A 21,634-nucleotide genomic window follows, 5' to 3' on the forward strand; every position below is an offset into this window, starting at 1 on the left:
TATTGCTTCTTACAGCTGCGTTGTTTTTTTCCAGTCAGCCGCAAACTTCTCCATCCCTTGATCCGTCAATGGATGTTTGGAGATTTGTTCAATAACCGAGAACGGAATGGTGGCAATATGTGCGCCAGCCATCGCTACGCGGGTGACATGATCCGGATGGCGAACAGATGCCGCAATAATTTGCGCATCCAGATTGTGAATGCGGAACAGTTCCGCAACCTTCGCAACCAATTGAACGCCGTCTTCCGAAATATCGTCCAAGCGGCCGAGGAACGGAGATACGTAAGTTGCGCCGGCACGTGCGGCAAGAAGTGCTTGGTTAACCGTGAAGATCAGGGTTACGTTTGTTTTAACCCCTTTTTTCGTAAGATAACGGCAAGCTTCCAGGCCAGCCAGCGTCATAGGAAGTTTAATCGTAATGTTCTTATCGTAGTTGTTAATCTTGATCAATTCGTCGGCTTGCGCAATCATTTCTTCTGCAGTCAGAGCATCTGGCGTTACTTCCGCAGATACCGATTCAACCTCAGGAACTTCACGCAAAATCTCAGCAATGCGGTCTTCGAACTTAACGCCTTCTTTGGCAACAAGGGACGGGTTTGTTGTAACGCCGGACAATACGCCAACTTTATAGGCTTTCTTAATATCTTCCAAGTTTGCTGTATCGATGAATAATTTCATAATTAACAACCTCCGAATAATATTATTAGTTAAATTCCTTAGCCAAGCTTACTACATGTTTGGTTGTGAAGCCGAAATACTCGAGGACGTCATTGCCCGAACCGGAAGCGCCAAATGTATCGATCGACATCACTTTGCCGTCTTTGCCGGCATAACGATCCCATCCAAGCGAGATTCCCGCTTCGATGGTAATCCGGTTCGTCACCGAATCCGGCAACACGCTTTGTTTGTAAGCCTCAGGCTGACGATCGAATAATTCGCGGCTAGGCATAGCTACAACGCGAACGGATTTACCGTCTTGCTCGAGCTCTTTTTTCGCGCTAACGGCAAGCGATACTTCAGAGCCTGTACCAATGAGGATCACATCCGGCTGGTTATTTGTTTCTTCGAGAATGTAGGCGCCTTGGGCTATTGCATCCACGTTTGCTTTTGTCTGTTCATAGATCGGCAGGTTCTGTCTGCTTAGAATAAGCGCTACAGGACCTTCCTGCTGTTGCAGGGCATAAGCCCATGCGCTTGCAGTCTCGTTAGCGTCGGTTGGACGAATAACCGTCAGACCGGGAATCGTGCGCAAGGCAGCCAATTGCTCGACAGGCTCATGGGTAGGACCGTCTTCGCCTACCGCAATAGAGTCATGCGTGAACACATAAGTGACAGGCAACTTCTGCAGCGCTGCAAGGCGAATCGACGGACGAAGGTAATCGCTGAACACGAAGAATGTGCTGACGAAAGGTTTTACGCCGCCATGCAAAGCCATACCATTGCCGGCCGCTCCCATCGCATGCTCGCGAACGCCGAAGTATACGTTCCGTCCGGCATAGGAATCAATTGCAAATTTGGCTTCGCCGCGAATATCCGTCATCGTGGAATGCGACAGGTCGGCGCTTCCGCCGAAGATCGAAGGCACGATTTTCACAAAATGATTAATCGCTTCGCCGCTTGCTACGCGTGTAGAGAGTGTTTTCGAAGTATCGAAAGTTAAGATCTCTTCCGCATTCAGCGAAACCTTGCCGTTCACGACTTGCTCGAACTCGCCGCCTTGTGCCGGATATTGCGCTTTATACGAAGCAACCAGCTCATTCCAAGCGGCTTCCTTTGCAGCACCTTCCAGTTTCAACTCCGCGAAATGAGCTTTAACTTCTGCAGGTACCGTAAATTCTTCTTCGTATGTCCAGCCGTAAACGGCTTTTGTTGCGATTGCTTCTTCTTTGCCAAGTGGCGCGCCATGTACTTTATTCGTACCTGCCGCTTTGCTGCCAAACCCGATAACAGTACGAATCTCGATCAGCGTTGGCTGCGATTGATTTTGCTTCGCTTGCGAGATCGCCTTGGTAATGGCAGCGAGGTCATTGCCATCCTCAACCCGCAAATATTCCCATTGAGCGGATTCCGCTCTCTTCTGGATATTTTCCCCGAAGGACAGGTTCAAATCTCCATCCAGCGAAATTTCGTTCGAATCATATAGTACGACTAATTTGCCAAGCTTCATATGGCCGGCCATCGACATCGCTTCATAGGAGATGCCTTCCATCAAGCAGCCGTCCCCAACAAGGGCGTAAGTGTAATGGTCAACGACCGGGAAGCCTTCCTGATTGTACTTCGCAGCCAAATGCGCTTCAGCCATCGCCATACCTACCGCGTTAGCAACCCCTTGACCCAGCGGTCCGGTTGTAGCGTCCACGCCGTCGGTGTGGCCAAATTCAGGATGACCTGGAGTCTTGCTGTTCAGCTTGCGGAATTGCTTCAAATCCTCAATCGATACTTGATAACCCGTCAGGTGCAGTAGGCTGTAGAGCAAGGCAGAACCATGGCCTGCGGACAATACAAAGCGGTCGCGGTTGAACCATTTGGCATTCGCCGGATTGTGGGACAACTGTTTGCCCCATAGCGCGTAGGCCATCGGAGCTGCCCCCATCGGCAGCCCGGGATGACCGGAATTTGCAGCGTTGATTGCATCGATCGATAACGTTCGGATCGTATCGATGGATAATTGATCAATGTCCAATTTGGTAAGCATACTTATCTTCCTTCCCATTTGTTTGTTGTTCTTCCTTCGAATCGAACCACCAATGGTAGCCGTCGGCGGCAAGCAAAGCATCGGCTTCTGCCGGACCATTCGAGCCCGCTTCATAGGAATGGAGCGGAACCGAGTTGTCCCGGAACGCATCCAGGATCGGCTGTACCCAAGACCAAGCTAGCTCAACTTCATCCCAATGCGCGAAGAAGGTCGGATTGCCCGTTAGCGCATCGAAGATCAGGTTCTCGTAAGCCTCGGGAATATCCTTGCTGCTCTCATGCAGCTGGATTTGCACCGGCTTAAGTTCCCCGTTCTCCTTCGTATTGAGCTGCAGCATAATGCCTTCATTCGGATTGATATCGATCAGCAGCAGATTTGGCGCGCCGCCGAGAGCAGCCGTTGAAGGTTGATTCAAAGCTTCCTTGAATTCCACGACAATGCGCGTGGACTTCTCCTTCAGGCGTTTGCCGGTCCGAATATAGAACGGAACTCCGCGCCAGAAGAAATCATCCACTTGCAGCTTCGCCGCAATATAGGTGTCGTTCATCGAAGCAGCGGCAATGCCCGGTTCGGAGCGGTATCCTTTCACCGGATTGCCGCCCATCGAACCGGAAGTATATTGACCGCGAATTACACTCGCGCTTACATCCGATTTCGAGAGCGGAACAAGGGCTTCCATCACTTGTTTCTTATGTTTTCTTACGTCTTCTGGACTGCTGTTGTGAGGAAGATGGATAGCCAGCATCATCAGCATTTGAAGCATATGGTTCTGGAACATATCCCGCACGGCGCCTACATGATCGTAATAGCCCGCGCGTTCTTCAACGCCTACTGTTTCGCTTGCCGTAATTTGTACGTTAGCGATATAACGGTTGCTCCACAGAGCTTGAATGATCGGGTTGGCCTGCTCAAGAACCTCCAGGTTCTGAACCATCGGTTTGCCGAGGTAATGGTCAATGCGATAAATTTCGTCTTCGGCAAACGATTTACTAAGCTGCTCGTTCAAATCGCGTGCCGACTGCAAATCGTGACCGAATGGCTTCTCAATCACAAGCCGCTTCCAGCCATCCGCAGAACCAAGTCCGCTTTCAGCGATATTCGAAGCGATTGTCGTGAAATACTCTGGCCCAACAGACAGATAGAAGAGCCGGTTTGGCGGAAGCTGAAGTTCGCTTTCTCTTTCTTCAATAACCTGCAGAAGCTTTTTATAATCATCTGTACGGCCAATCTCCAGTGCCGTATAGCGGAATTTGCGTACGAAGGATTCCATCTTGCCGTGATCTTGAATCTCGCGTCTGGAGAATTGACGGAGCGACTGCTCCACATTCGATTGGAAGAACTCGTCTGTCCACTCTCTTCTGCCTAGACCAATGAGTGAAAAAGCTTCGGGAAGCTTGCCATCAACAAATAAATTGTATAGAGCGGGATATATTTTTCTTTTGGCTAAATCGCCGGTTGCACCAAATAATACAAACGTTACGGGAACCATGGTTTCTTCTCCCTCCTGTAGAACGGTCTAAAAAGTTCCGTGTTATTTTTCTGTAATTCCACTATAATACGTTTAAGAGCCATATAAGTAATTAATATATTTAACAGGAGCTATCGACCACGTCTATGACCAATAACTATGAATTGTACAAAGTGTTTTATTGGGCTGCCAAAACGGGCAGTTTGACCCAAGCCGCCAAGGTGCTCTACCTCACCCAGCCAAGCGTCAGTCATGCCATTAAACAACTCGAGGAAAGCTTTGGTCTGACGCTGTTTTACCGCAATTCCAAAGGTGTTGCCTTGACTCAGGAAGGTACTGTTCTGTACTCCTATATCGAGCAATCCCAGATTCTGATCAATACGGCCGAAGAGAAGATGAATGCGCTTAAAAATTTGGACAACGGCGAGCTTCGGATCGGGGGAAGCGACTCCTTGTTCAAACATTATCTTCTCCCTTTTTTAGAGGATTTCATCAAACGGTATCCGGGGATCAAGCTGCATTTGAACCATGGCACTACGCCAGAAGTCATTACTTTCTTAAAAGAAGGCAAGATTGATCTAGGCGTTGTCCGAATGCCGATCGTGGATCCTCAGCTTGAGGTGAAGGAGAGCTTTCAACTGCAGGACTGTTTTGTCGCGGGGGCTGTTTATAACGATTTGAAAAATCGAGTACTGTCGCTCAACACCTTGCTGCAGTACCCCATTATTTTGTTCTCCCGCAACAGCCGTGCCCGCATGACGATAACGGAGATTTTTAACAGCTACGGGTATATGATCAAACCGGAAATCGAAGTCGGAAGCGTGGACCTGCTGATCGAATTTGCGAAGAGAGGACTTGGCATCTCGTATGTGACCCGCGAATTTGTAGCAAAGGAATTGGCGGAAGGCTCGTTATTCGAGATTCAGCTCGATATTCCGCTCCCGCCATCCCATATCGGGATGATGAACATGCGGAATATGCCGCTGTCCAGTGCGGCGAAACGGTTCCTTGAGCAGGTCCGTTAATGTTAATAGGCTGTCCGGAAGTCATCAATGATGACTTCCGGACAGCCTTCTTCGTTAAATCAGCGTTTTCCCCATACACACGCTTTCTTCGCTACCGATGTAGGGTTCATAATTCTCAATCTGCACATAACCGAGCTTCTTGTATAGCGCTATCGCTTCTGGCTGACCCGATCCTGTTTCCAGGAGCGCCTTCATATTGCCGGCTTCAATCGCCCATTGCTCCAGCTCTTTGACGATCGATTTCGCGATGCCTTTGCCCCTTGCTTCTTCTTGGACAAACATTCGTTTGATCTCCACCGTTTGTTCGTTGCCATATTCCCTGTAGCAGCCGCAACCAACCGGCTTGCCGTCCAAATACGCCACAACCGCATTCGCATCGAGTTTGACTTTGTTATGTACATCAAAAAACTGCTGCGTATCCGGGTATCTGCGCCACAAATCCTCGTCCAGCAGCTTGATCAGCATTTGGAAATCTTCATTGTCGGCAGATCCTCTTACTAATTGAATCATTCCCTTACTCCCCTCCGCTCTGCTTATAACAACAAGAGACCAAGAATCGTTTTCTTGGTCTCCTTATTCATATCATTAACGAACGATATCTTCCACTCGAACGCCTTCCGGCAAAACGCTTAATACTTGCTTGCGCACCGTATCGTCATTTAATTGTTGGCCAAAAATAACGATGGAACCTTGGTCTTCGCGAGCGCGGATGAGACGTCCGATACCTTGTCTGAGGCGAAGCAGCATGTAAGGCATATCTACGTCCTGGAACGGTTTAGCGGCATCGCTGCGTTTGGCCTCAAAGACCGGATCGCGCGGAGGGAATGGCAGCGACCACATGATCACCTGGGACAAGGATGGTCCTGGGATATCTAGTCCCTCCCACAAAGTCACCGCGCACAGAACGCTGGCCTCGTCATTCTGGAATTCTCCGATCAGGTGGCTGATCTCGGCCGATCCTTCGAATAAGAAGCGATAATTGTCCGTTATTCCTGCGTTTGCCGCTTCTTCCCGGAATCGTTCAAGTTCTTCCATCGACGGGAACAGGAACAGGGTACGACCGCCTGTTTGCTCCAATAGCTTGGCTGATGCCTGCAACTTCTCCGCCCAGCTCAGCTCGGCTTCCGAAATGCGCGGCATAAGCACTTGCATCTGTTCCGAGTATTCATATGGCGAAGGAACGGAGAACGACAAGGACTGTTCGATTCCGAGGCTTTCCTTGATATAGTCGAAGGAACCTCCAACAGATAAAGTTGCTGACGAGAAGATGATCGGCATTTTTTTCGAGAAGACCTGCTCCTTCAGCACTTCCTTCACCCATCTTGGCATGATGACTAACGTAAGTCCGTCCTTGTCTTCCGATGCCCAGCTAATCGGCTTCTCCTCGCGTTTGAACAAGGATAAAGCGAACTGAATCATCTCAATATGTTCTTCGACAATCTTGAGCTGATAGTCGTCAATCGTGAACAGGCCACTCTCGAACACAAGCTCCTCCTCGATCGAGGACAACATGTCCTGCAGGCGGTTAACCTCCCGGACAAGCTCTTCGTCCCACAACACTTCCTTGCGGGAAGAAGCCGGAACATCCTTGCTATGGCTGGCAATTAACGCAAATAAATGATCGTTTTGCACAATCGCATCCTCTACCGCAAGCGCAAGCGTCTCCCGGATCTCGTCTTGCAACAGACGGGTAATGATGCTCTCGAACACGGCGTGGTTCAGCTTGTAGGTCAACGCCTTCTGCGCAGCCGTCTCGAGCAGATGTCCTTCGTCGAATACGACCGAGCTATGTTCCGGCAGAAGCGGAAGCTGGCCTTCCCGCTTGCGCGCTTCGTACGTCCATACATGCTCCATATAAAAGTCATGCGAACAGATAATCAGATCGGCAGCTTTGCGGTAATGATCGCGCGAGATCGTCTGACCGCACCGGTGTCTTCTGTCGCAAACGAGACAATCCTGGAAAACATCCCAGCCTAGTTTAGCCCATTGCCCGTCATTTAATGACGGATAATCTTTGCGGTTGCCGTAAGGCTGAAAGCTCTGCATCGTCTCCGGCTTATGAACGAAGGATGGCAAACCGCGGAATATATCGTCAAACGCTTCCGCATCCTCATCAAACGCGGATCTTGCGTCATCAAGCTTATTCAAGCAAAGATATTGATCAGGCGATTTCCCAAGCCTTGCATCAATGGTAAACTCCAAATATTTAGCCAGCTTGGCAATATCGCCTTCCGGTTTAACAAGCTGCTCAATGAGTGACTCGTCGGCACAAGCGATAATGGCTGGTTTTCTTGTATAACGCGCATAACTGATGGCGTACAGCAGATACGCTAGCGTTTTCCCCGTGCCTACCCCGGCTTCGGCGAAAATCGTTTGCTTCTCGGCATAAGCTCTCTCGAGCTGAAACGCCATGTAGATCTGTTCATCGCGAACTTCAAATCCCGCTTCCGGCAGCTGCTCATAGAACACGTCGGCGATCCAGTCGCTAGCCTGCTGGATGAACGGAAGTTTCGGATCAAATTCAAATGGATAATGATGGCTCATTTAACTTCGTTCCTCCAACTAGCACAAACGGCTGCGCTCCCAGACGCAGCCGTTTGGCTATTCCCCCATAATTTAAAAAACTACAGATCAAATTCGGATTTAGGTTTGCGCGGCTTAGGCTTTGCTTTCTTTTGCAGAGCCGGCAAATGTTTCATGCTTCGACCCATCGGTCCTTTGCACATCGGACACAATTGATCTCCCGAAGACATTTCATCACGAACCCATGCTTTGCAGTCCGGATTTTTGCATTTGAGAATTTTCGTCGGTAATAATTTCGGTTTTGTAATGTCTTCGCTTGTAGCCACTTATCTTGCATCCTTTCCTTAACGCGTAAAAACAAATCCCGATAAATATATCACTTTCAAGGCGCCTAAGTCAAAGGAACTTATTTAGGTATAAAAAAGAAAAAATCCACCCCGGAAACGAGGTGAATTATCAGAAAAATGATTCAATATCAAGCTTGTTTTGCGGCTTCGATCTCGATTGCGATTTTCACTTCGTCGCCGATTAATACGCCGCCTGTCTCGAGTGCCGCGTTATAAGTGAGTCCGTAATCGCTGCGTTTGAAGGAGCCTTTGCCGCTGAATCCCGCTTTCTCGTTGCCCCATGGATCTTTGCCTGCGCCTTCGAAGGTAACGGAGAACGTTTCCGAACGGGTAACGCCGCGCAAGCTGACATCCCCTGTTACTTCATATTCATCTTCATCAATCTTAACGATGTTCGTCGACTGGAAGTTCAGTTCGGGGAACTCGGCAATATCGAAAAAGTCGCCCGTGCGCAGATGATTATCGCGGTCTGCATTACGGGTATCAATGCTGCTCAAATCAATCTTGAAGCTAATTGTCGCCGAAGTCAGATCCGCCGGATCCGCCTCAATTTCGGCTTCGAATTTGTGGAAAGTACCTTTAACCTTTGCAATCATCATGTGCTTGATCGTAAAGTCCACGCTGCTGTGAGAAGCATCTACTACCCATTTCGAATTTGCCATGATAAGTTCCTCCGATTCGTTATCACTTACATTTTTAAATTTAATTAACAATGTATACCTAATAACGATATTATCGGAAAATAAACCCATTGTCAACGATTTCCTATACTCCCATCCGTATAGCCGATAACAGAGACCAGACGCCAAAACCAAACAGCACAAGACCGGACAAAACGTTAATCCACCTCATGATCGAATGGTTAAATGTTTGTCTAAGCGTGCCTACAATTGTTGCCAGGAACAGCCACCACAACATAGAACCAACAAAGATCCCTGCTACCAGCAAGAGAGAATCCACGGTTGTTGCTTCCGCTGTATGCTGTATACCGGCAAAGATCGCCGCAAACGATAAGATCGTCATAGGATTAGTGAGCGTTAGAAAAAACGTCGTCAGATAAGCTTTCGTAAGTCCGTTGTTTAATTGCAGTTCTCTCCCGCCACCGGGCACGGCTCGTATGGATTGATAACCTAAATACAATAGAAATAACCCGCCGATTATCCGAATCCATAGTTGCTGGTCGACAAGAATATTCGTTAACGCCGTAAATCCAATCGCCGCGATTAGCCCGTATACGGCATCGGCGGATGCTGCCCCCAGCCCGGATAAAATGCCGTATCTCCTGCCCTGCGTAATCGTTCTTTTCATGCATAACACACCAATTGGCCCAACCGGGGCCGCGATGGATAGACCTACTATTACTCCGCTCCACATGCTCATGCTGTCTGCTCCATTTCCGAATTTACAGGGTCAACTTCATAACAACGCCCGCGATTTCAACCTTCTCTTCATTCGTCACGATTCTCAAGTCATACGGTTTGAATCCAATTTGATGATAGAGAAGCAACGCTTTCGTGTTCGTATTATGACAGACCAGATGCAGTTCACGAACTCCGAATTGTTCTTTCGCCCGATTGACCATGGTTTCGATCAGATAACGGGCTGCTCCAATACGACGGTGATGCTTGCTTATTATGACGTTGCCAAGCCAGCCGCTGCCTTCCTCCACATCATAGAGCGTGGAATAACCAACGGGTTCTTTGTTGTATTCAATAACCGTCGGCGCTTTCCGAGTTAACGACACTTCGTATAAATGCTGCGAATCCATCGGAAAGCTTCCTCTCGGGAACATATAAAAGGCTTCCGAAGCGCTTGCGGGAAAATCAGCAATTCGCGCAAAATCTTCTCGTGTACTATCGCGGTATGTAAACATAACTGCCCCCTCATTGAATACCAAAGCATCCCTATTATAGCATTCTATCAAAAATATAAACGACGTAAGCACCTTGTCGCCATATAGAAATTATTGTAAAGTAGATCTGCATACTACATGTCAGATTATCTAACATTAGTTTGAAGGGGGAAGGAACAAATGCGTGAAGTCATTATTATTGGAGGAGGCCCTTGCGGACTTGCGACAGGCATGGCTCTGCAAGAAAAAGGAATTGATTATTTGATTCTGGAGAAAGGCGCCATCGCGAATTCGATCCTCTCGTTTCCATCAACGATGAGACTTTATAGTACAAGCGATCGTCTGGAAATTGGAAATATCCCTTTTCTATCCGAAGAAGAACGCCCGCTGCGTCATGAAGTGTTGCGCTACTATCGCACTGTAGCTACACGGATGCAGATGAATATATTAACGTTCCAGCATGTGACCGGTATTGAACGGCAATCCTACGGTTACTTGGTTCGCACAGTGGATCATCTTGGACGAGAAGCTGAGTTCGAAGCTCGTCGAATCGTCATCGCAACCGGCATATTCGATCAGCCTCGTCGTCTTGGCGTTCCTGGCGAAGAACTATCCAAGGTGCAGCATTACTTCACGGAGGGACATTCCTATTCGGGAAGAGAAGTTCTGGTCGCAGGCGGCAAAAACTCCGCCATCGAAGCAGCGATTGACCTGTACCGCAACGGAGCCAAGGTGACGCTCGTTCACCGTGGGACAAGCGTGTACCAAGGCATTAAGCCGACCCTATTGCTGGATATCCGTAACCTGATCGAAAAAGGCCGCATTGCCTTTTATCCCGAATCTACCGTATCGCATATCGAAGAAGATACCGTTTATCTTCAGAATGCAGAAGGATTAATTGCGTTAAAGAACGATTTTGTCTTCTCTCTTATCGGCTATCAGCCTGACCTCAACTTGCTTGAGAACTTAGGAGTCCAAGTAGATTCCGATACGAAGTCCCCTCATTATGATCCGGAGACGTATGAAACAAATGTGTCTGGCATTTATATTGCAGGCGTTATCGCCGGCGGGATTACGAACAAGGTATTTATCGACGATGGCAGGCTGCATGGACCAAAGATTGCTGACGAAATTTACCGCGATCTTCAAGTTTTGAGCAAATAAAAAGAAGCAAGGGCATTTGGCGCCCTTGCTTCTTTACCTTCATCTAATCCTTTCAAGATTCAGGCTGCTTTCGGTTGCGTATGGCTTTCCTTGTATCTAAAAGCGCGCATGGCGACAACAACAGCCATCTCGCGGGTAACGGAAACATGCGGATCAAACGTTCCGCCAAATCCTGTCATTAACCCGCTTTGAACAATCGCGGCGATATCGGATTTGGCCCAGGCAGACGCGATAGATAGGTCATTGATTATCGTCTCCGATTGACCGGCTTTAATGGCTAGCGCCCTGACAATTGTCGATGCCATCTCTTCGCGTGTGATGCTTGCATTGGGATTAAAATGCTGGTTGTAACCATTCATGAATTTTACTTGCGCTACCGCATTGACGTAGGGCGCAAACCAATCATTTGCGTGTACATCTACAAAATCCGCAGCCGGAACCGACACAGGCAAGCCAAGAGCGGTTACGAGCATTTTCGCAAACTCCGCCCGAGTAACCGAAGCTTTCGGATAGAACTTTCCTGCGCTACCTTGAACAAAGCCATGTTGTACCGCATCGGAAATAGACTGAAATGCCCAAGACGAGATAGATTTAGCGTCGGTGAACAGCTTTTTAATATCTGCCGGCAGCCCTTCGCCACTGTCTTCACCATGTTCTCCGTCACCTTCATCCCCATTATCTTCATTCCCCGGATTTTGTCCATTGCCCGCTTCTTCATCTAGATCAGCGCCTAAGTTTGTTGTATAGCGCCATTGAATAACATCGCCATCTTTCAATACATATTGGCTTGCTCCAAAACCTGGATAAACCCCATTGACGTTATACTTCCAGCCGCTTCCTTCACCATGATCGAACTCTCCGTCACCGGCAATGGATTTGACATAGACACTGTTATATTCGGAGTAATAATCATAGTCGTAGGCAATATGCTGGCTGTCCAAGATCCTTTTAAACAGTGTCCAGACGGTATCGCCTTTACGCAGCTCGATGCTTGTTGGCGCGACAACGTAACCTTTGTTAATCGTAAGCTTATCTATGGACATTGTTACTTTCTTTGTTGGCTGCGGAGTTGTCCCTCCCCCGCCGGACGACTGATCTTCTTTTAGAGTATAAACAATGTAATCAGTGAAATGATTGGTTTTGACAATCAAGTCATTGCCGCTGTTATAAGCATACTCATTTCTCCCGCTTGCTTGACCAACTTCATCGCTGGCAACAAGATCAACGACATGCGCTACTCCGTTCTCGATATAAGCAACGGACTTCCCTTTTGATCCGGCAAATGTTAAGGTAACGAATTGGTCAAACGCTACTCTTCCGTTCCCGCCGCCAAATGAAACAGCTTGATCGATTTCTTCCAATTGTTTTCCTTCGGCTATAACTTCGGAAATGCGTTCCGTTAACACTGACTCCGTTACATCCAACGACGTATTTAACTCTATAACAGAAGAGGTTGTACTCGTGATTTGCGTGCCCTTTGGAATAACTAGGGATACATTGCCTTTTACGGCCTCAATTCCCGGAAGATTTACGCCAACCGGTAGATTGGCATACAGTTTGGATTGACTGGTTTCGGGAATATCAATCCTTACTTCCTTCTCCTCCGTTACGCTATTCAATGGCAGCAAATAATCCTGACCGTCCAATGGAATAACCACTCTAGGCTTATCGCCGGAAGGCAATGCCAGTTCTTTGGAGGCAAAGCCGGAAGAAACTTGCAGCGATGATGTTGTATGAACAACTGTAGGAGCATTGTTCGCTACGTACCCCGAGACTGACACGGTATAATTGCCAGCCGGTAAATGTCCAAACACAGCCTTGCCGGACGAGTTCGCGGTTTGAGATGCCACCTGCTCACCTGTGGAACGGTAAATAGAAACTTTGACTCCATCGGCGGCAACAGGCACCAACTTAAACGTGCTGTAATCCATTTCTGTTTTGTTTACGAATACTGTGAACGGAACATCTTCATGCAAAGTGTCCCCTTTTTCCGGGATTACGGTGATCGAATCAATCGGCATTGTCATCCAATTGTTGTAATAGAAAACAACTTCATCCGAAGGCATAAGAATGACCTGATCCATCGAACCGTTGGAGGATGTAAGCCATTCGTTTCCTCTATGAATGGCAAAATCCCAAAATCCGTAATCATTGTCACCGAAATAACCGGATTGAATGTCTTGAATCGTTAAACCAAGTACACCCCAGTTCATAGATTTCTGGATATTTATTTCATTGGCAACAGCAAACTCATCAAGAGCGTTTAATGGAGTAGAACCTTGAACCGTTCCTACCGCAATGCGACTTTCCGGTCCTTCAACCCGCACATGAACCTCAGATGCAGAGATTACTTCTATGCCAGGCAAAGGATTCGTGAAATCATATAAGCGTTCGTTGTTATCTTCTTTATAAAGCTTGTAAGCATCCAAAGCTTGAAGGGCTTGCTCAGTCGCCATGCCATTGGACATTAGATCCATTGTATGGGAGAAGGTTCCGTCCTGCAGTCGGAATTGTAATAACTTATCAATAAGATTGATACCGTTTTTAGTAAAATCAGGGCTTGTCGGGTCCAATTGATTGGCCGTTAGCGCAATAATTGTTTGAGCTACGCTCTCGCTGCTATCAACGCCCCATGACAGGTAACCGCCATTGTCCTGTTGATTCTCGGACAACCATGCCAGGACTTTTTCAATCGTCCCTGCTTCAATTACGTCTTGATTATCGCGATAAGGAGCCAGTGCTGTTAGCGCCATCGCAGTTATATCAGGGTCGCTAGCGCCACCGCTTAATGAGAACCCGCCATCTTCTTTTTGTCTGGATGTAATTTCCCGGATAAGCTTCTCTCTTGTCCATACGCTATCCGCAGAAATCTTATACTTACCGGAATCCATAGCAATTAAGCCAAATATCGGACCATTTAGGCCTTGATTCGTCATCATTGCATGATTGGTCAATTTGTCAATAAGATTAATGCCATCTAAATCGGATGCATCTTCTCCGGCAACGGTAAGACCTAGAATCGTCCTCTCAAGGTCGGTGACAAGGTCGAAGTTGCCTTGGCTATATGCAACGTTATTAATTAAATGTTGAACATACGTTTCGGGAAGTTTCTGGTCCGCTCTTGCAAGACCGATCGCACTCCAATCCGAACCTACTCGCGTTGCGCTGTTTCTGAAATAATCGGAAGCAGTACGAATATATTGGTCAAGTTGTTCCGGTGTCGGGCTATTCTCTTCAGGCTCTTCAGGAGTTTGCGGGTCGGCAAGCTTGATGCGTTTCCATATACTATCACCTGCAATAATGTCGCCTAGAGCAATGATAGCTTGATAAGAAGCAAGATTATCGACCTTGCCTATTTTGAGCTGATACATGAAGCCGCCGTTTTTTGTTTGATACCGGTATAATGCATCAATAGGCGTTTTGCCGTTAACCGTCCATTTGGAGCCTGACAGATCTTCTCCGGCTGCAACAAGTCCGGAAATGACAGTAGCATCTGTATTTCCATTGTCATTTCCCCAACCTGCTACGAAATCTCCCGTTTGTAATTGTTTATCATGCAAATAATTAATTGTCTTCGTTATAGTAGCATCAACGCCGTCAATTTCTTTGGAGCCCGAAAGCGCGATTAAGGCCATACCGGCGTAATCATACGAGAATCCAAAAGAACCGCTGTCGGCCTGCATGCTGATTAGTTTTTGAACGGCAGCAGTTTTGTTATAAGGTACGGAAGGATTTGTCCCATTATAAATCTTATCTGCGTTGGCGGCATTTAGGGCAATAATCGCCCACATTTGCTGATTGCTTAAAGTTGAATAGGCCCCATCAGTTCCTTGCTTAGACGTCACCAATTCCTCTATCAGATTTTGACCGCTAGGCGTCTTATACGGATTCAATCCGACGCTAATCATGCCAAGTATAAGTCCTGCATAATCAGTTGGCTGCTTTGGCGTTAATTGACCGGTATAATCAGGGATCGAATACCCTTCAACAGAACCCCAACCGCCGAGCACAGCGCCAATGTCCCACCAGGAAGCAAGCGTTTTATTCTTATAGACATCATAGTAATATTGCGCTTGGTGCAGCATGTAAGCTGCCGTTACCTTATCGGTCGACGCAATTACCCTTACTTGGAAATTTTTCGTCAGACTTGCTTCGCCTTTCGTTATCGTAGCCGTCAGTATTGCTTGCTTATTCAGCTCTGGATACACCGGACGCGTAACTACTCCGTTCGAGTCAATGGTTGCATCATTCGAAGACCAGGAGATGCTTGAACCGTTCGAACCTGCGGTTGGCAAATTCAGATTCGAGTTGATATAACTTGTATCCCCCAGCGACAAAGCTGCATAATCATTATTTACAATGATCTGATCGTCGCTCTGCCCATCCGTGGCATGGGCTAGATTCATTTGACCCGAGCCTATTGTTTGCGGGGATAACAAAAGCGTTAATGCCATAAATAATGCTATTAATGATTTGAATGAAAATTTCATTTTGATAAATCCTACTTTCAAATTTTATTATTAATCCATCAATCCATACTTCAACTTAATCCGGTCCAGCTTCTCGAGCATGGGCTTGGCAAGAAGCAGCAGGAATATGACGGTCGCTGCGCCATGGATCAAGTCAAACGGCACTCCTCGGAGACATGCGACAATAAACATTTCAAAGGTTGCTTTGTTTTGCGTCATGAGCACAGACGAGACATTCATGATCGTCCCGTACAAAGCAAACGTTGTAATACCGCCAAACAAGCAAAGCGCAATTCTGTTTCGCCGGAGCAGACCTTTCTTGAACAATAACCCCGCCAGAAAACCGATCATGCCAAATGCGAACATCTGCCATGGCGTCCATGGTCCTTGTCCAAAATAATAGTTCGACACAAACCCGGTAACGGCTCCTACAAGAAAGCCGGCCTCCGCTCCAAACGCCACGCCGGATACAATCACGATGGCAACAACCGGCTTGAATTGGGGAATCATGAAGAAGGCCATCCGCCCGGCTACTCCTAGTCCGCACATGACCGCGAGCGTAACCAGCTCCTTCGCCTGCGGTTTTCGGCCCTCGTAGATTAGGGCAAACGGCAAGAGCGTTTCTAAGATAACTAGCATCGATATAAAATAGTACTTCCGGTCATCCAAATAATAGATTCCGAACCAAATCGTAAGCGGGATCAGGAGCAGAATCATCATCATGGCTGACAGGGTACGCTTGGGTAGCGCTCTATGCTCTACGGGCATCTGATCATTTGCGTGATCACCGACCGTAGACGGAAGGCTGTCAGATGTAGTCCTCGGAAATGCGGGAATCACCTTCGGCCGGTCTTCGTGACTTCTTTCTCCTGTATCCTCCTTGCCGCCAAAAGCTTGCACAATATCATCGGCCGTGACCGCCAGAGGAATAAGGTCACGTGCCATGCGGTTGGCCGCAGTCGTATAATAACGGTTGCCCGAGAAGAAATCCCGCGGATTCCCTTCCGATACGATTGTGCCATCAAAAAACATGGAGCACCGGTCCGCATAACTCGCGCAAAAATCGATATCGTGGCTGACCATGACGATGGTCGTGCCCTGCACGGCGAGTCTTCGCAATATCTCCGCAAGCTTTATCTTGTACCCCGCATCCAAACCTTTCGTAGGCTCATCGAGCAATAAAATAGTGGGTTCAAGCAAAAGCACTTTAGCTAACGCTGCCCGCTGCTGCTCTCCGCCGGATAAGTCGTAGGGATGACGGTCCAGCAAATGCTCCAACTCGCATAATTGAGCAATAGACTGAATTCGTTCCTTAATCGTGTCTTTATCCAGCTTACGGCCGGACAACATATCGCGGAGATCCTTTTCAACGGTTTTCCCTACGAATATCGCCTGTGGATTTTGCGGCAGTACGCCAAGTAATCTGCTGAATCGCTCCGAGTCCGAATATTTCTCGGCAGCTTTGCCGTGAAGTTTGATCTTACCTCGATAAGGTTTGCGTATACCGGCTATCAAGGAGATCGCGGTTGTTTTTCCGGTGCCGTTCCCGCCTACGATGGCATGAATCTCACCGGGATAAGCTTTTAGCCGCAATCCTTTGAGTACATCGACGGCATTCCTCTCGTACTTGAACCATATTTCATCAAGTTCGATGGAAGGCTTATTGGCATTGGCCGTATGATCCGAAATCAGGTCCTTGGTATAAGGCAACGTCTCCGCCAACTGGTGCAAGAACTCCCGTCCCTCCCGCACGGTAACTGGGCACTCCAGCTCGTTATCAATCCCTGCGTACACGCGCATCGGCGTAGGCATTGCATTAAACATTTCATGCCGCAGCTCTCTAAGCCGCTTTCCCGCTTCCTTTGGCGTACCTACTGCAATAATTCGGCTCTCGTCCATCACAATGACTCGATCGGACATCGGCAACGCCTCTTCCAACCGGTGTTCGGTAAGGAGAATGGTTACGCCAAGCTCACGATTGATTTTCCCCAGCGTTCCTAGGAATTCGGTTGCCGCAATCGGATCCAACTGGCTGGTCGGTTCGTCCAAGAGAAGCACCTTCGGCTGCATAACCATAACGGATGCTAGATTTAACAATTGTTTCTGTCCTCCCGACAATTCCGTTACTTTCTTGTGGAACCATTGCTGAATGCCGAAAAAGCTTGCCGTCTCCGCTACCCGCCTGCGAATTTCCGATTCGCTGCAGCCTAAACTCTCCAGTCCGAACGCAAGCTCATGCCAAACCTTGTCCGTTACGATCTGATTGTCCGGAGATTGCAAGACATAACCGATTTCCGAGACTTGCACGCGCCGCTCGACTTCTTCAAGCAGCATTCCTCTATATCTGACTTGTCCGCTCCTCTTGCCATGCGGCGCAAGCTCCGTCTTTAACTGCTTCAACAAGGTTGATTTGCCGCATCCGGAGTTGCCGCATAAGGTAATGAACTCGCCTTCCCGAATGGATAGAGAAATATCTTGTATAGCAAATTGATCGGAACCAGGGTAAGCAAAAGTCAAACGTTCGATTGAGAATGCTTCCATATAACTCCCTCCCGAACATTGATCACTAACGGTATTGAACATAATAGAGCGTAAGATAGAAATACGCTTGCGCTATAGGCGGTTAGCTCCACTCCGTTCATGGAAGGAAAATAACGATAATACATCGCATGAGAATACGATCCGATTAACGTATATCCGCCAACAACAGCTATGGCAGTAATGGCATAGCCGTCACGGCGATCGAACCTGAACAACGAGAAAGCCGTCCTGCCGGGCAGCCCGTAACCGCGGCTTCGCATGGACGCCGCGGTTTCTACGGCGTTTTCCAGCATCCAAGTGGTCATGATGGATAAAATCCGCGTTCCGTTCCGGATTCGGAACAATAGGCTTCCGTTAGAGACATCTCTTCCGATACAACGCTGCGCCGTAGTCACGACGGCAAGTTGTGCCTTGAACTTGGGAACAAACCTTAACACCATGGACAACACCAATGAAAGCGCCGGAATGATCCGTCCGAATAAATAAATGAATTTATCGGAAGTCATAACGGCGTTATAACAGGAGAACCAGCAGATGACCGAGATGAACATCGCGGCTGCCGCAACGCCATAAGCGATGGACTCCAACGTTAACGGATTGCCGCTTGGCAGATAGTCCAGAATCGTAATGCCTTCATGATTAAAGGCCGGGTTGATCAGTGCCGTGACAATCAGCATGGGAATCATATAGAGCAGATTAAATTTGACCGCTCTCTTCCCGTTCAGATAGATCGAATAAACAAAGGAGAACAAGATCGATATCGTAAGGCATACAGGATGCATAAACACCATCGAGCAGCCGATGATCAGCGCGAAATAGGCGAAATTAACGACCGGATGAAACCTCGAGAACTCATCCTTCACGAAGCGTCACTTCCCGCGGCGTTATACGCATCCCCGACATCGCGGCCCAGATCGCAGGTATACACCCACTCAATGACATCCCCTTGCTTAAGCTTGTAACGGCTGCTCCCATAGTTCGGAAACCAGCCATTCACCTTGTACATCCAACCGGACAACTCCCCGCAGTCGAATTCATAAAGATTGTTAATTCCTTCGATATAAGCGGAGTTGTACATCGGCGTATTTTCGAATTCCATATGTATCTTGTGCTTCTTCATTTCTCTCTGCAGCACATTAAAGACGGACTCGCCTTCGTAGAAGGCCACCTTCTGTTTGGCAAAAATAATACCGTCTTTCGGTACCAGCTCCAGCTTCTCCGGATCAAGCTTATCCAGATTGTCCAGAATCGTCGCTGCGCTCACCGTAAGGTAAGCCGTCATTTGCTTATCGGTTATGACGGCATCTTGCGGCTCCTCGGGAAGCGGCTTTCCGGAAGGAACCGGATCCGTTAAATAGTGATCCTGGCCCGTATCCGGATCAATCGACATGCTAGGCGCGGGAGACGGAGACTTTTGCGAATCCGGCTTGACCGATGGCTTATTTGTCGTCTCAGGCGTATCCTTTGCCTTATCGGAAGGCTTTGGTGTTGGCGATGGTTCCGGCGAATTGATGGGATCCGGCGATTTAGACGGCTCAGCTTCTTCAGAAGGTTGATCCGTCGGAGGTTCGGATTGGGAAGGAGTATCGCCAGAAGCAACGGAACCATCCGCTTGCGTATCCGGTGTTAATTCTGCTGTTATTGAAGCTGTTGGCTGCGAGGCAGCCGTTTCCGTTGCCTTCTTAAGGCTTCCAATAGGTCCGGTGCCGAAGTAAGCGACAAGCAAAACAGCTATGATTATGACACCTGCAATGAACTTGTTCTTAGTAAACTTCATGTTTATGTTCCTTTACAGCAATTTGGCTGCAGCGAGCAAGCGATAGAGCATTTCAGCAATTTCCGCGCGCTTTACGGCAGTGGCAGGTTCGATCTGAAGCGCATCCTGCGATAGAATATTTTCACGGTAATTGAACGCAAGGGCGTCTCTTGCCCATTCGGCCGATTTCGTGTAATCCCCGAATTGCGCCAACATATCTCTTGTTTCGGCAGGGCTCATTGCCGTATTGAGACCGGTAAGCTTTGCTGCATTCGCAATCATAACGGCCGCTTCCTGCTTCGTAATGGTGTTGTTTGGCGCGAATTTTGTAGCAGATGTTCCGTTCACGATTCCATAAGAATTGGCCGTTCCAATGTAACCCGCATACCAAACCGTGCTTTTGACATCGGCAAACTTGGCCGTAGCTTTCGGAACAAGACCAAGCCCTTTCGTAACGATCGTGGCGAACTCTGCGCGAGTCATCGTTTTGTTAGGGGCAAATGCAGCTTCCGTCATTCCGTTAATAATGCCCCGTGAAGCAAGTGCTTCGATTGCCTTCTTGCTTGGGCTAGCCGATATGTCGCTGAAGGTCTTCGCGGCATCCAACACGGGCATCTTCTTAATGTCCTTATGTTTGTTTGGCAAACCAAACGTATTATTAGTATTCGATGGGGTTACTCTCGTAACATCGGACATTCTGTACAGACCGTTTTTCCCTTCGGCCACTCGTTTGGCGTCTACTAAGCCATACAAAGCCTGCTCTGTGGACATGCCCGTTACGCCGCTGCCGTCCTCCGTATGCTGGAACCCGCTTCCTTGTTCGTAATAGGTCATCAGGTCGTCTAGAACGGTGTGGCCATTTTTTACAAAACGGCTGTCATTCACGGAAATTCCCAGCTCGCATAGCGCTACTAATACTTGAACGGAGCTTTCCGAGTTTCTGACTCCCCAGCTGGCGTAGCCTCCCGAAGCATCCTGCATCTTCGATAACCGATCAAGCGCTTTATCCGTAGCTGCCTTCACAGTCTTCCGATCCTGGTATTTCGCGAGCGCTTGCAGAGCCATTCCCGTTAGATCAGCGTCTGCGCTATTGCCAGAGAGAGCAAATCCGCCATCCTGCAATTGACGGGATAAAATTTCGTTTATGTACAGGTCTCTTGTCGCTTGAACTGTCGCACCGGTATTAATTGGTATTTCATAGTCTCCGCTGTCCAGCGCGATCAGAGCAAATATGGGGCCGTTTAATCCTTGCCAGATCGTTTTGTTGAAATCGCCGAGCGGCATCAACAGATTGTATCCGGCCACATTGGTCGGATCGGCGCCTATTGCCGTTAAAGCCAAAATCAGCCTTGAGTATTCCGTATACTTCTTGTCGTGAAGAACGCCTTTCCGTTCCGTCACGTAATCCTCTATGACCTTGTAATAATTGTCGTAATAACTTTGCGGTACGTTATAATCGGATCGCGCCAGCCCGAGTACCGCCCATTCGCCGCCAATTGAACCTACCTCCGGATGATCTACCGTTGCTAGGACGTAAGCAGCCGTCTCCTTTATGGCAGTATCTAACGCTGCCGCTGGCATTGTCGCTGCTAAGGCAGGGACAATGCCGAATACATTCATCGCCAAACATAGAACGAGTACGGCAACAAATCTTTTCCCGACTCTGAGCATCTCTTCTTCTCCTCCGCAAGAATGTCTTCTGCTGTTATTTCATTGCATCAAAAAAAGCCCTTGATTCCTAAGAATCAAAGGCTGCCGATGTCTAACCTAAATAATAGACAACAAAAAAAGCAC

General features: G+C 48.1%; 16 protein-coding genes. 2 read left to right on the forward strand and 14 right to left on the reverse strand.

Annotated elements, in window-relative coordinates:
• Window positions 1–9 precede the first annotated feature (9 nt).
• The 3 genes from fsa to zwf are packed head-to-tail and all read right to left on the reverse strand — an operon-like array spanning window position 10 to window position 4,184.
• Complete coding sequence (fsa, locus tag QQK89_RS11985; protein ID WP_284238800.1) at window positions 10–678, reverse strand: fructose-6-phosphate aldolase; 669 nt, start codon at window positions 676–678, stop codon at window positions 10–12.
• A gap of 25 nt (window positions 679–703) precedes the next feature.
• Window positions 704–2,695 (reverse strand): transketolase, encoded by a 1,992-nt coding sequence (gene tkt / locus QQK89_RS11990; RefSeq protein WP_284238801.1) that lies wholly within the window; start codon window positions 2,693–2,695, stop codon window positions 704–706.
• The gene (gene zwf, locus QQK89_RS11995; protein WP_284238802.1) at window positions 2,673–4,184 is read right to left on the reverse strand and encodes a glucose-6-phosphate dehydrogenase; all 1,512 of its coding nucleotides are present in this window, start codon (window positions 4,182–4,184) and stop codon (window positions 2,673–2,675) included. The genes tkt and zwf overlap by 23 nt, the downstream gene beginning before the upstream one ends.
• A 125-nt stretch (window positions 4,185–4,309) precedes the next feature.
• On the opposite strand from zwf, the gene QQK89_RS12000 reads away from it, so the two are divergent.
• Window positions 4,310–5,188 carry a LysR family transcriptional regulator gene (locus QQK89_RS12000; RefSeq protein ID WP_284238803.1) on the forward strand — a complete coding sequence of 293 codons (879 nt, stop codon included), beginning with the start codon at window positions 4,310–4,312 and terminating at the stop codon, window positions 5,186–5,188.
• 54 nt (window positions 5,189–5,242) lie between these two features.
• On the opposite strand, the gene QQK89_RS12005 is transcribed toward QQK89_RS12000, so the two are convergent.
• From QQK89_RS12005 to QQK89_RS12030, 6 genes are all read right to left on the reverse strand, one after another.
• Window positions 5,243–5,698, reverse strand: coding sequence for a GNAT family N-acetyltransferase (locus QQK89_RS12005; protein WP_284238804.1), 456 nt, complete (start codon window positions 5,696–5,698; stop codon window positions 5,243–5,245).
• A gap of 75 nt (window positions 5,699–5,773) precedes the next feature.
• Entirely contained in the window at window positions 5,774–7,732 is a 1,959-nt protein-coding gene (locus QQK89_RS12010; RefSeq protein ID WP_284238805.1) for an ATP-dependent DNA helicase, read from the reverse strand.
• Between the two features lie 80 nt (window positions 7,733–7,812).
• Window positions 7,813–8,037, reverse strand: coding sequence for a cold-inducible protein YdjO-related protein (locus QQK89_RS12015; protein WP_284238806.1), 225 nt, complete (start codon window positions 8,035–8,037; stop codon window positions 7,813–7,815).
• Window positions 8,038–8,186: 149 nt separating this feature from the next.
• Window positions 8,187–8,720, reverse strand: coding sequence for a YceI family protein (locus tag QQK89_RS12020; protein WP_284238807.1), 534 nt, complete (start codon window positions 8,718–8,720; stop codon window positions 8,187–8,189).
• Window positions 8,721–8,823: 103 nt separating this feature from the next.
• Window positions 8,824–9,438, reverse strand: a complete 615-nt coding sequence (locus QQK89_RS12025; RefSeq protein ID WP_284238808.1) for a LysE family translocator — start codon at window positions 9,436–9,438, stop codon at window positions 8,824–8,826.
• Between the two features lie 22 nt (window positions 9,439–9,460).
• Entirely contained in the window at window positions 9,461–9,931 is a 471-nt protein-coding gene (locus tag QQK89_RS12030; protein WP_284238809.1) for a GNAT family N-acetyltransferase, read from the reverse strand.
• A 159-nt stretch (window positions 9,932–10,090) separates the two neighbouring features.
• Here QQK89_RS12030 and QQK89_RS12035 point away from each other — a divergent pair, with 159 nt between their 5' ends.
• Window positions 10,091–11,074 carry a YpdA family putative bacillithiol disulfide reductase gene (locus QQK89_RS12035; RefSeq protein ID WP_284238810.1) on the forward strand — a complete coding sequence of 328 codons (984 nt, stop codon included), beginning with the start codon at window positions 10,091–10,093 and terminating at the stop codon, window positions 11,072–11,074.
• A 59-nt stretch (window positions 11,075–11,133) separates the two neighbouring features.
• Here the strand turns inward: QQK89_RS12035 and QQK89_RS12040 are convergent, their stop codons facing one another.
• From QQK89_RS12040 to QQK89_RS12060, 5 genes are read right to left on the reverse strand one after another with little or no spacing between them, the layout of a single operon-like run.
• Entirely contained in the window at window positions 11,134–15,564 is a 4,431-nt protein-coding gene (locus tag QQK89_RS12040; protein ID WP_284238811.1) for an S-layer homology domain-containing protein, read from the reverse strand.
• A 30-nt stretch (window positions 15,565–15,594) separates the two neighbouring features.
• Window positions 15,595–18,084, reverse strand: a complete 2,490-nt coding sequence (locus tag QQK89_RS12045) for an energy-coupling factor transporter ATPase (protein WP_284238812.1) — start codon at window positions 18,082–18,084, stop codon at window positions 15,595–15,597.
• Window positions 18,057–18,947 (reverse strand): energy-coupling factor transporter transmembrane component T, encoded by an 891-nt coding sequence (locus tag QQK89_RS12050; protein WP_284238813.1) that lies wholly within the window; start codon window positions 18,945–18,947, stop codon window positions 18,057–18,059. The genes QQK89_RS12045 and QQK89_RS12050 overlap by 28 nt, the downstream gene beginning before the upstream one ends.
• Window positions 18,944–19,861, reverse strand: coding sequence for a DUF4430 domain-containing protein (locus QQK89_RS12055; RefSeq protein ID WP_284238814.1), 918 nt, complete (start codon window positions 19,859–19,861; stop codon window positions 18,944–18,946). The genes QQK89_RS12050 and QQK89_RS12055 overlap by 4 nt, the downstream gene beginning before the upstream one ends.
• Before the next feature lie 12 nt (window positions 19,862–19,873).
• Entirely contained in the window at window positions 19,874–21,511 is a 1,638-nt protein-coding gene (locus tag QQK89_RS12060; protein ID WP_284238815.1) for an S-layer homology domain-containing protein, read from the reverse strand.
• Window positions 21,512–21,634: the final 123 nt, after the last annotated feature.

This window comes from Paenibacillus glycanilyticus, assembly GCF_030161375.1.
Classification (GTDB): Bacteria; Bacillota; Bacilli; order Paenibacillales; family Paenibacillaceae; genus Pristimantibacillus; species Pristimantibacillus glycanilyticus_B.

Bases quoted from the DNA above. Each gene is read 5' to 3' on its own strand.
- fsa (WP_284238800.1), bottom strand. From the start codon at position 678: ATGAAATTATTCATCGATACAGCAAACTTGGAAGATATTAAGAAAGCC.
- tkt (WP_284238801.1), bottom strand. From the start codon at position 2,695: ATGCTTACCAAATTGGACATTGATCAATTATCCATCGATACGATCCGA.
- zwf (WP_284238802.1), bottom strand. From the start codon at position 4,184: ATGGTTCCCGTAACGTTTGTATTATTTGGTGCAACCGGCGATTTAGCC.
- QQK89_RS12000 (WP_284238803.1), top strand. From the start codon at position 4,310: ATGACCAATAACTATGAATTGTACAAAGTGTTTTATTGGGCTGCCAAA.
- QQK89_RS12005 (WP_284238804.1), bottom strand. From the start codon at position 5,698: ATGATTCAATTAGTAAGAGGATCTGCCGACAATGAAGATTTCCAAATG.
- QQK89_RS12010 (WP_284238805.1), bottom strand. From the start codon at position 7,732: ATGAGCCATCATTATCCATTTGAATTTGATCCGAAACTTCCGTTCATC.
- QQK89_RS12020 (WP_284238807.1), bottom strand. From the start codon at position 8,720: ATGGCAAATTCGAAATGGGTAGTAGATGCTTCTCACAGCAGCGTGGAC.
- QQK89_RS12025 (WP_284238808.1), bottom strand. From the start codon at position 9,438: ATGAGCATGTGGAGCGGAGTAATAGTAGGTCTATCCATCGCGGCCCCG.
- QQK89_RS12030 (WP_284238809.1), bottom strand. From the start codon at position 9,931: ATGTTTACATACCGCGATAGTACACGAGAAGATTTTGCGCGAATTGCT.
- QQK89_RS12035 (WP_284238810.1), top strand. From the start codon at position 10,091: ATGCGTGAAGTCATTATTATTGGAGGAGGCCCTTGCGGACTTGCGACA.
- QQK89_RS12040 (WP_284238811.1), bottom strand. From the start codon at position 15,564: ATGAAATTTTCATTCAAATCATTAATAGCATTATTTATGGCATTAACG.
- QQK89_RS12045 (WP_284238812.1), bottom strand. From the start codon at position 18,084: ATGGAAGCATTCTCAATCGAACGTTTGACTTTTGCTTACCCTGGTTCC.
- QQK89_RS12055 (WP_284238814.1), bottom strand. From the start codon at position 19,861: ATGAAGTTTACTAAGAACAAGTTCATTGCAGGTGTCATAATCATAGCT.
- QQK89_RS12060 (WP_284238815.1), bottom strand. From the start codon at position 21,511: ATGCTCAGAGTCGGGAAAAGATTTGTTGCCGTACTCGTTCTATGTTTG.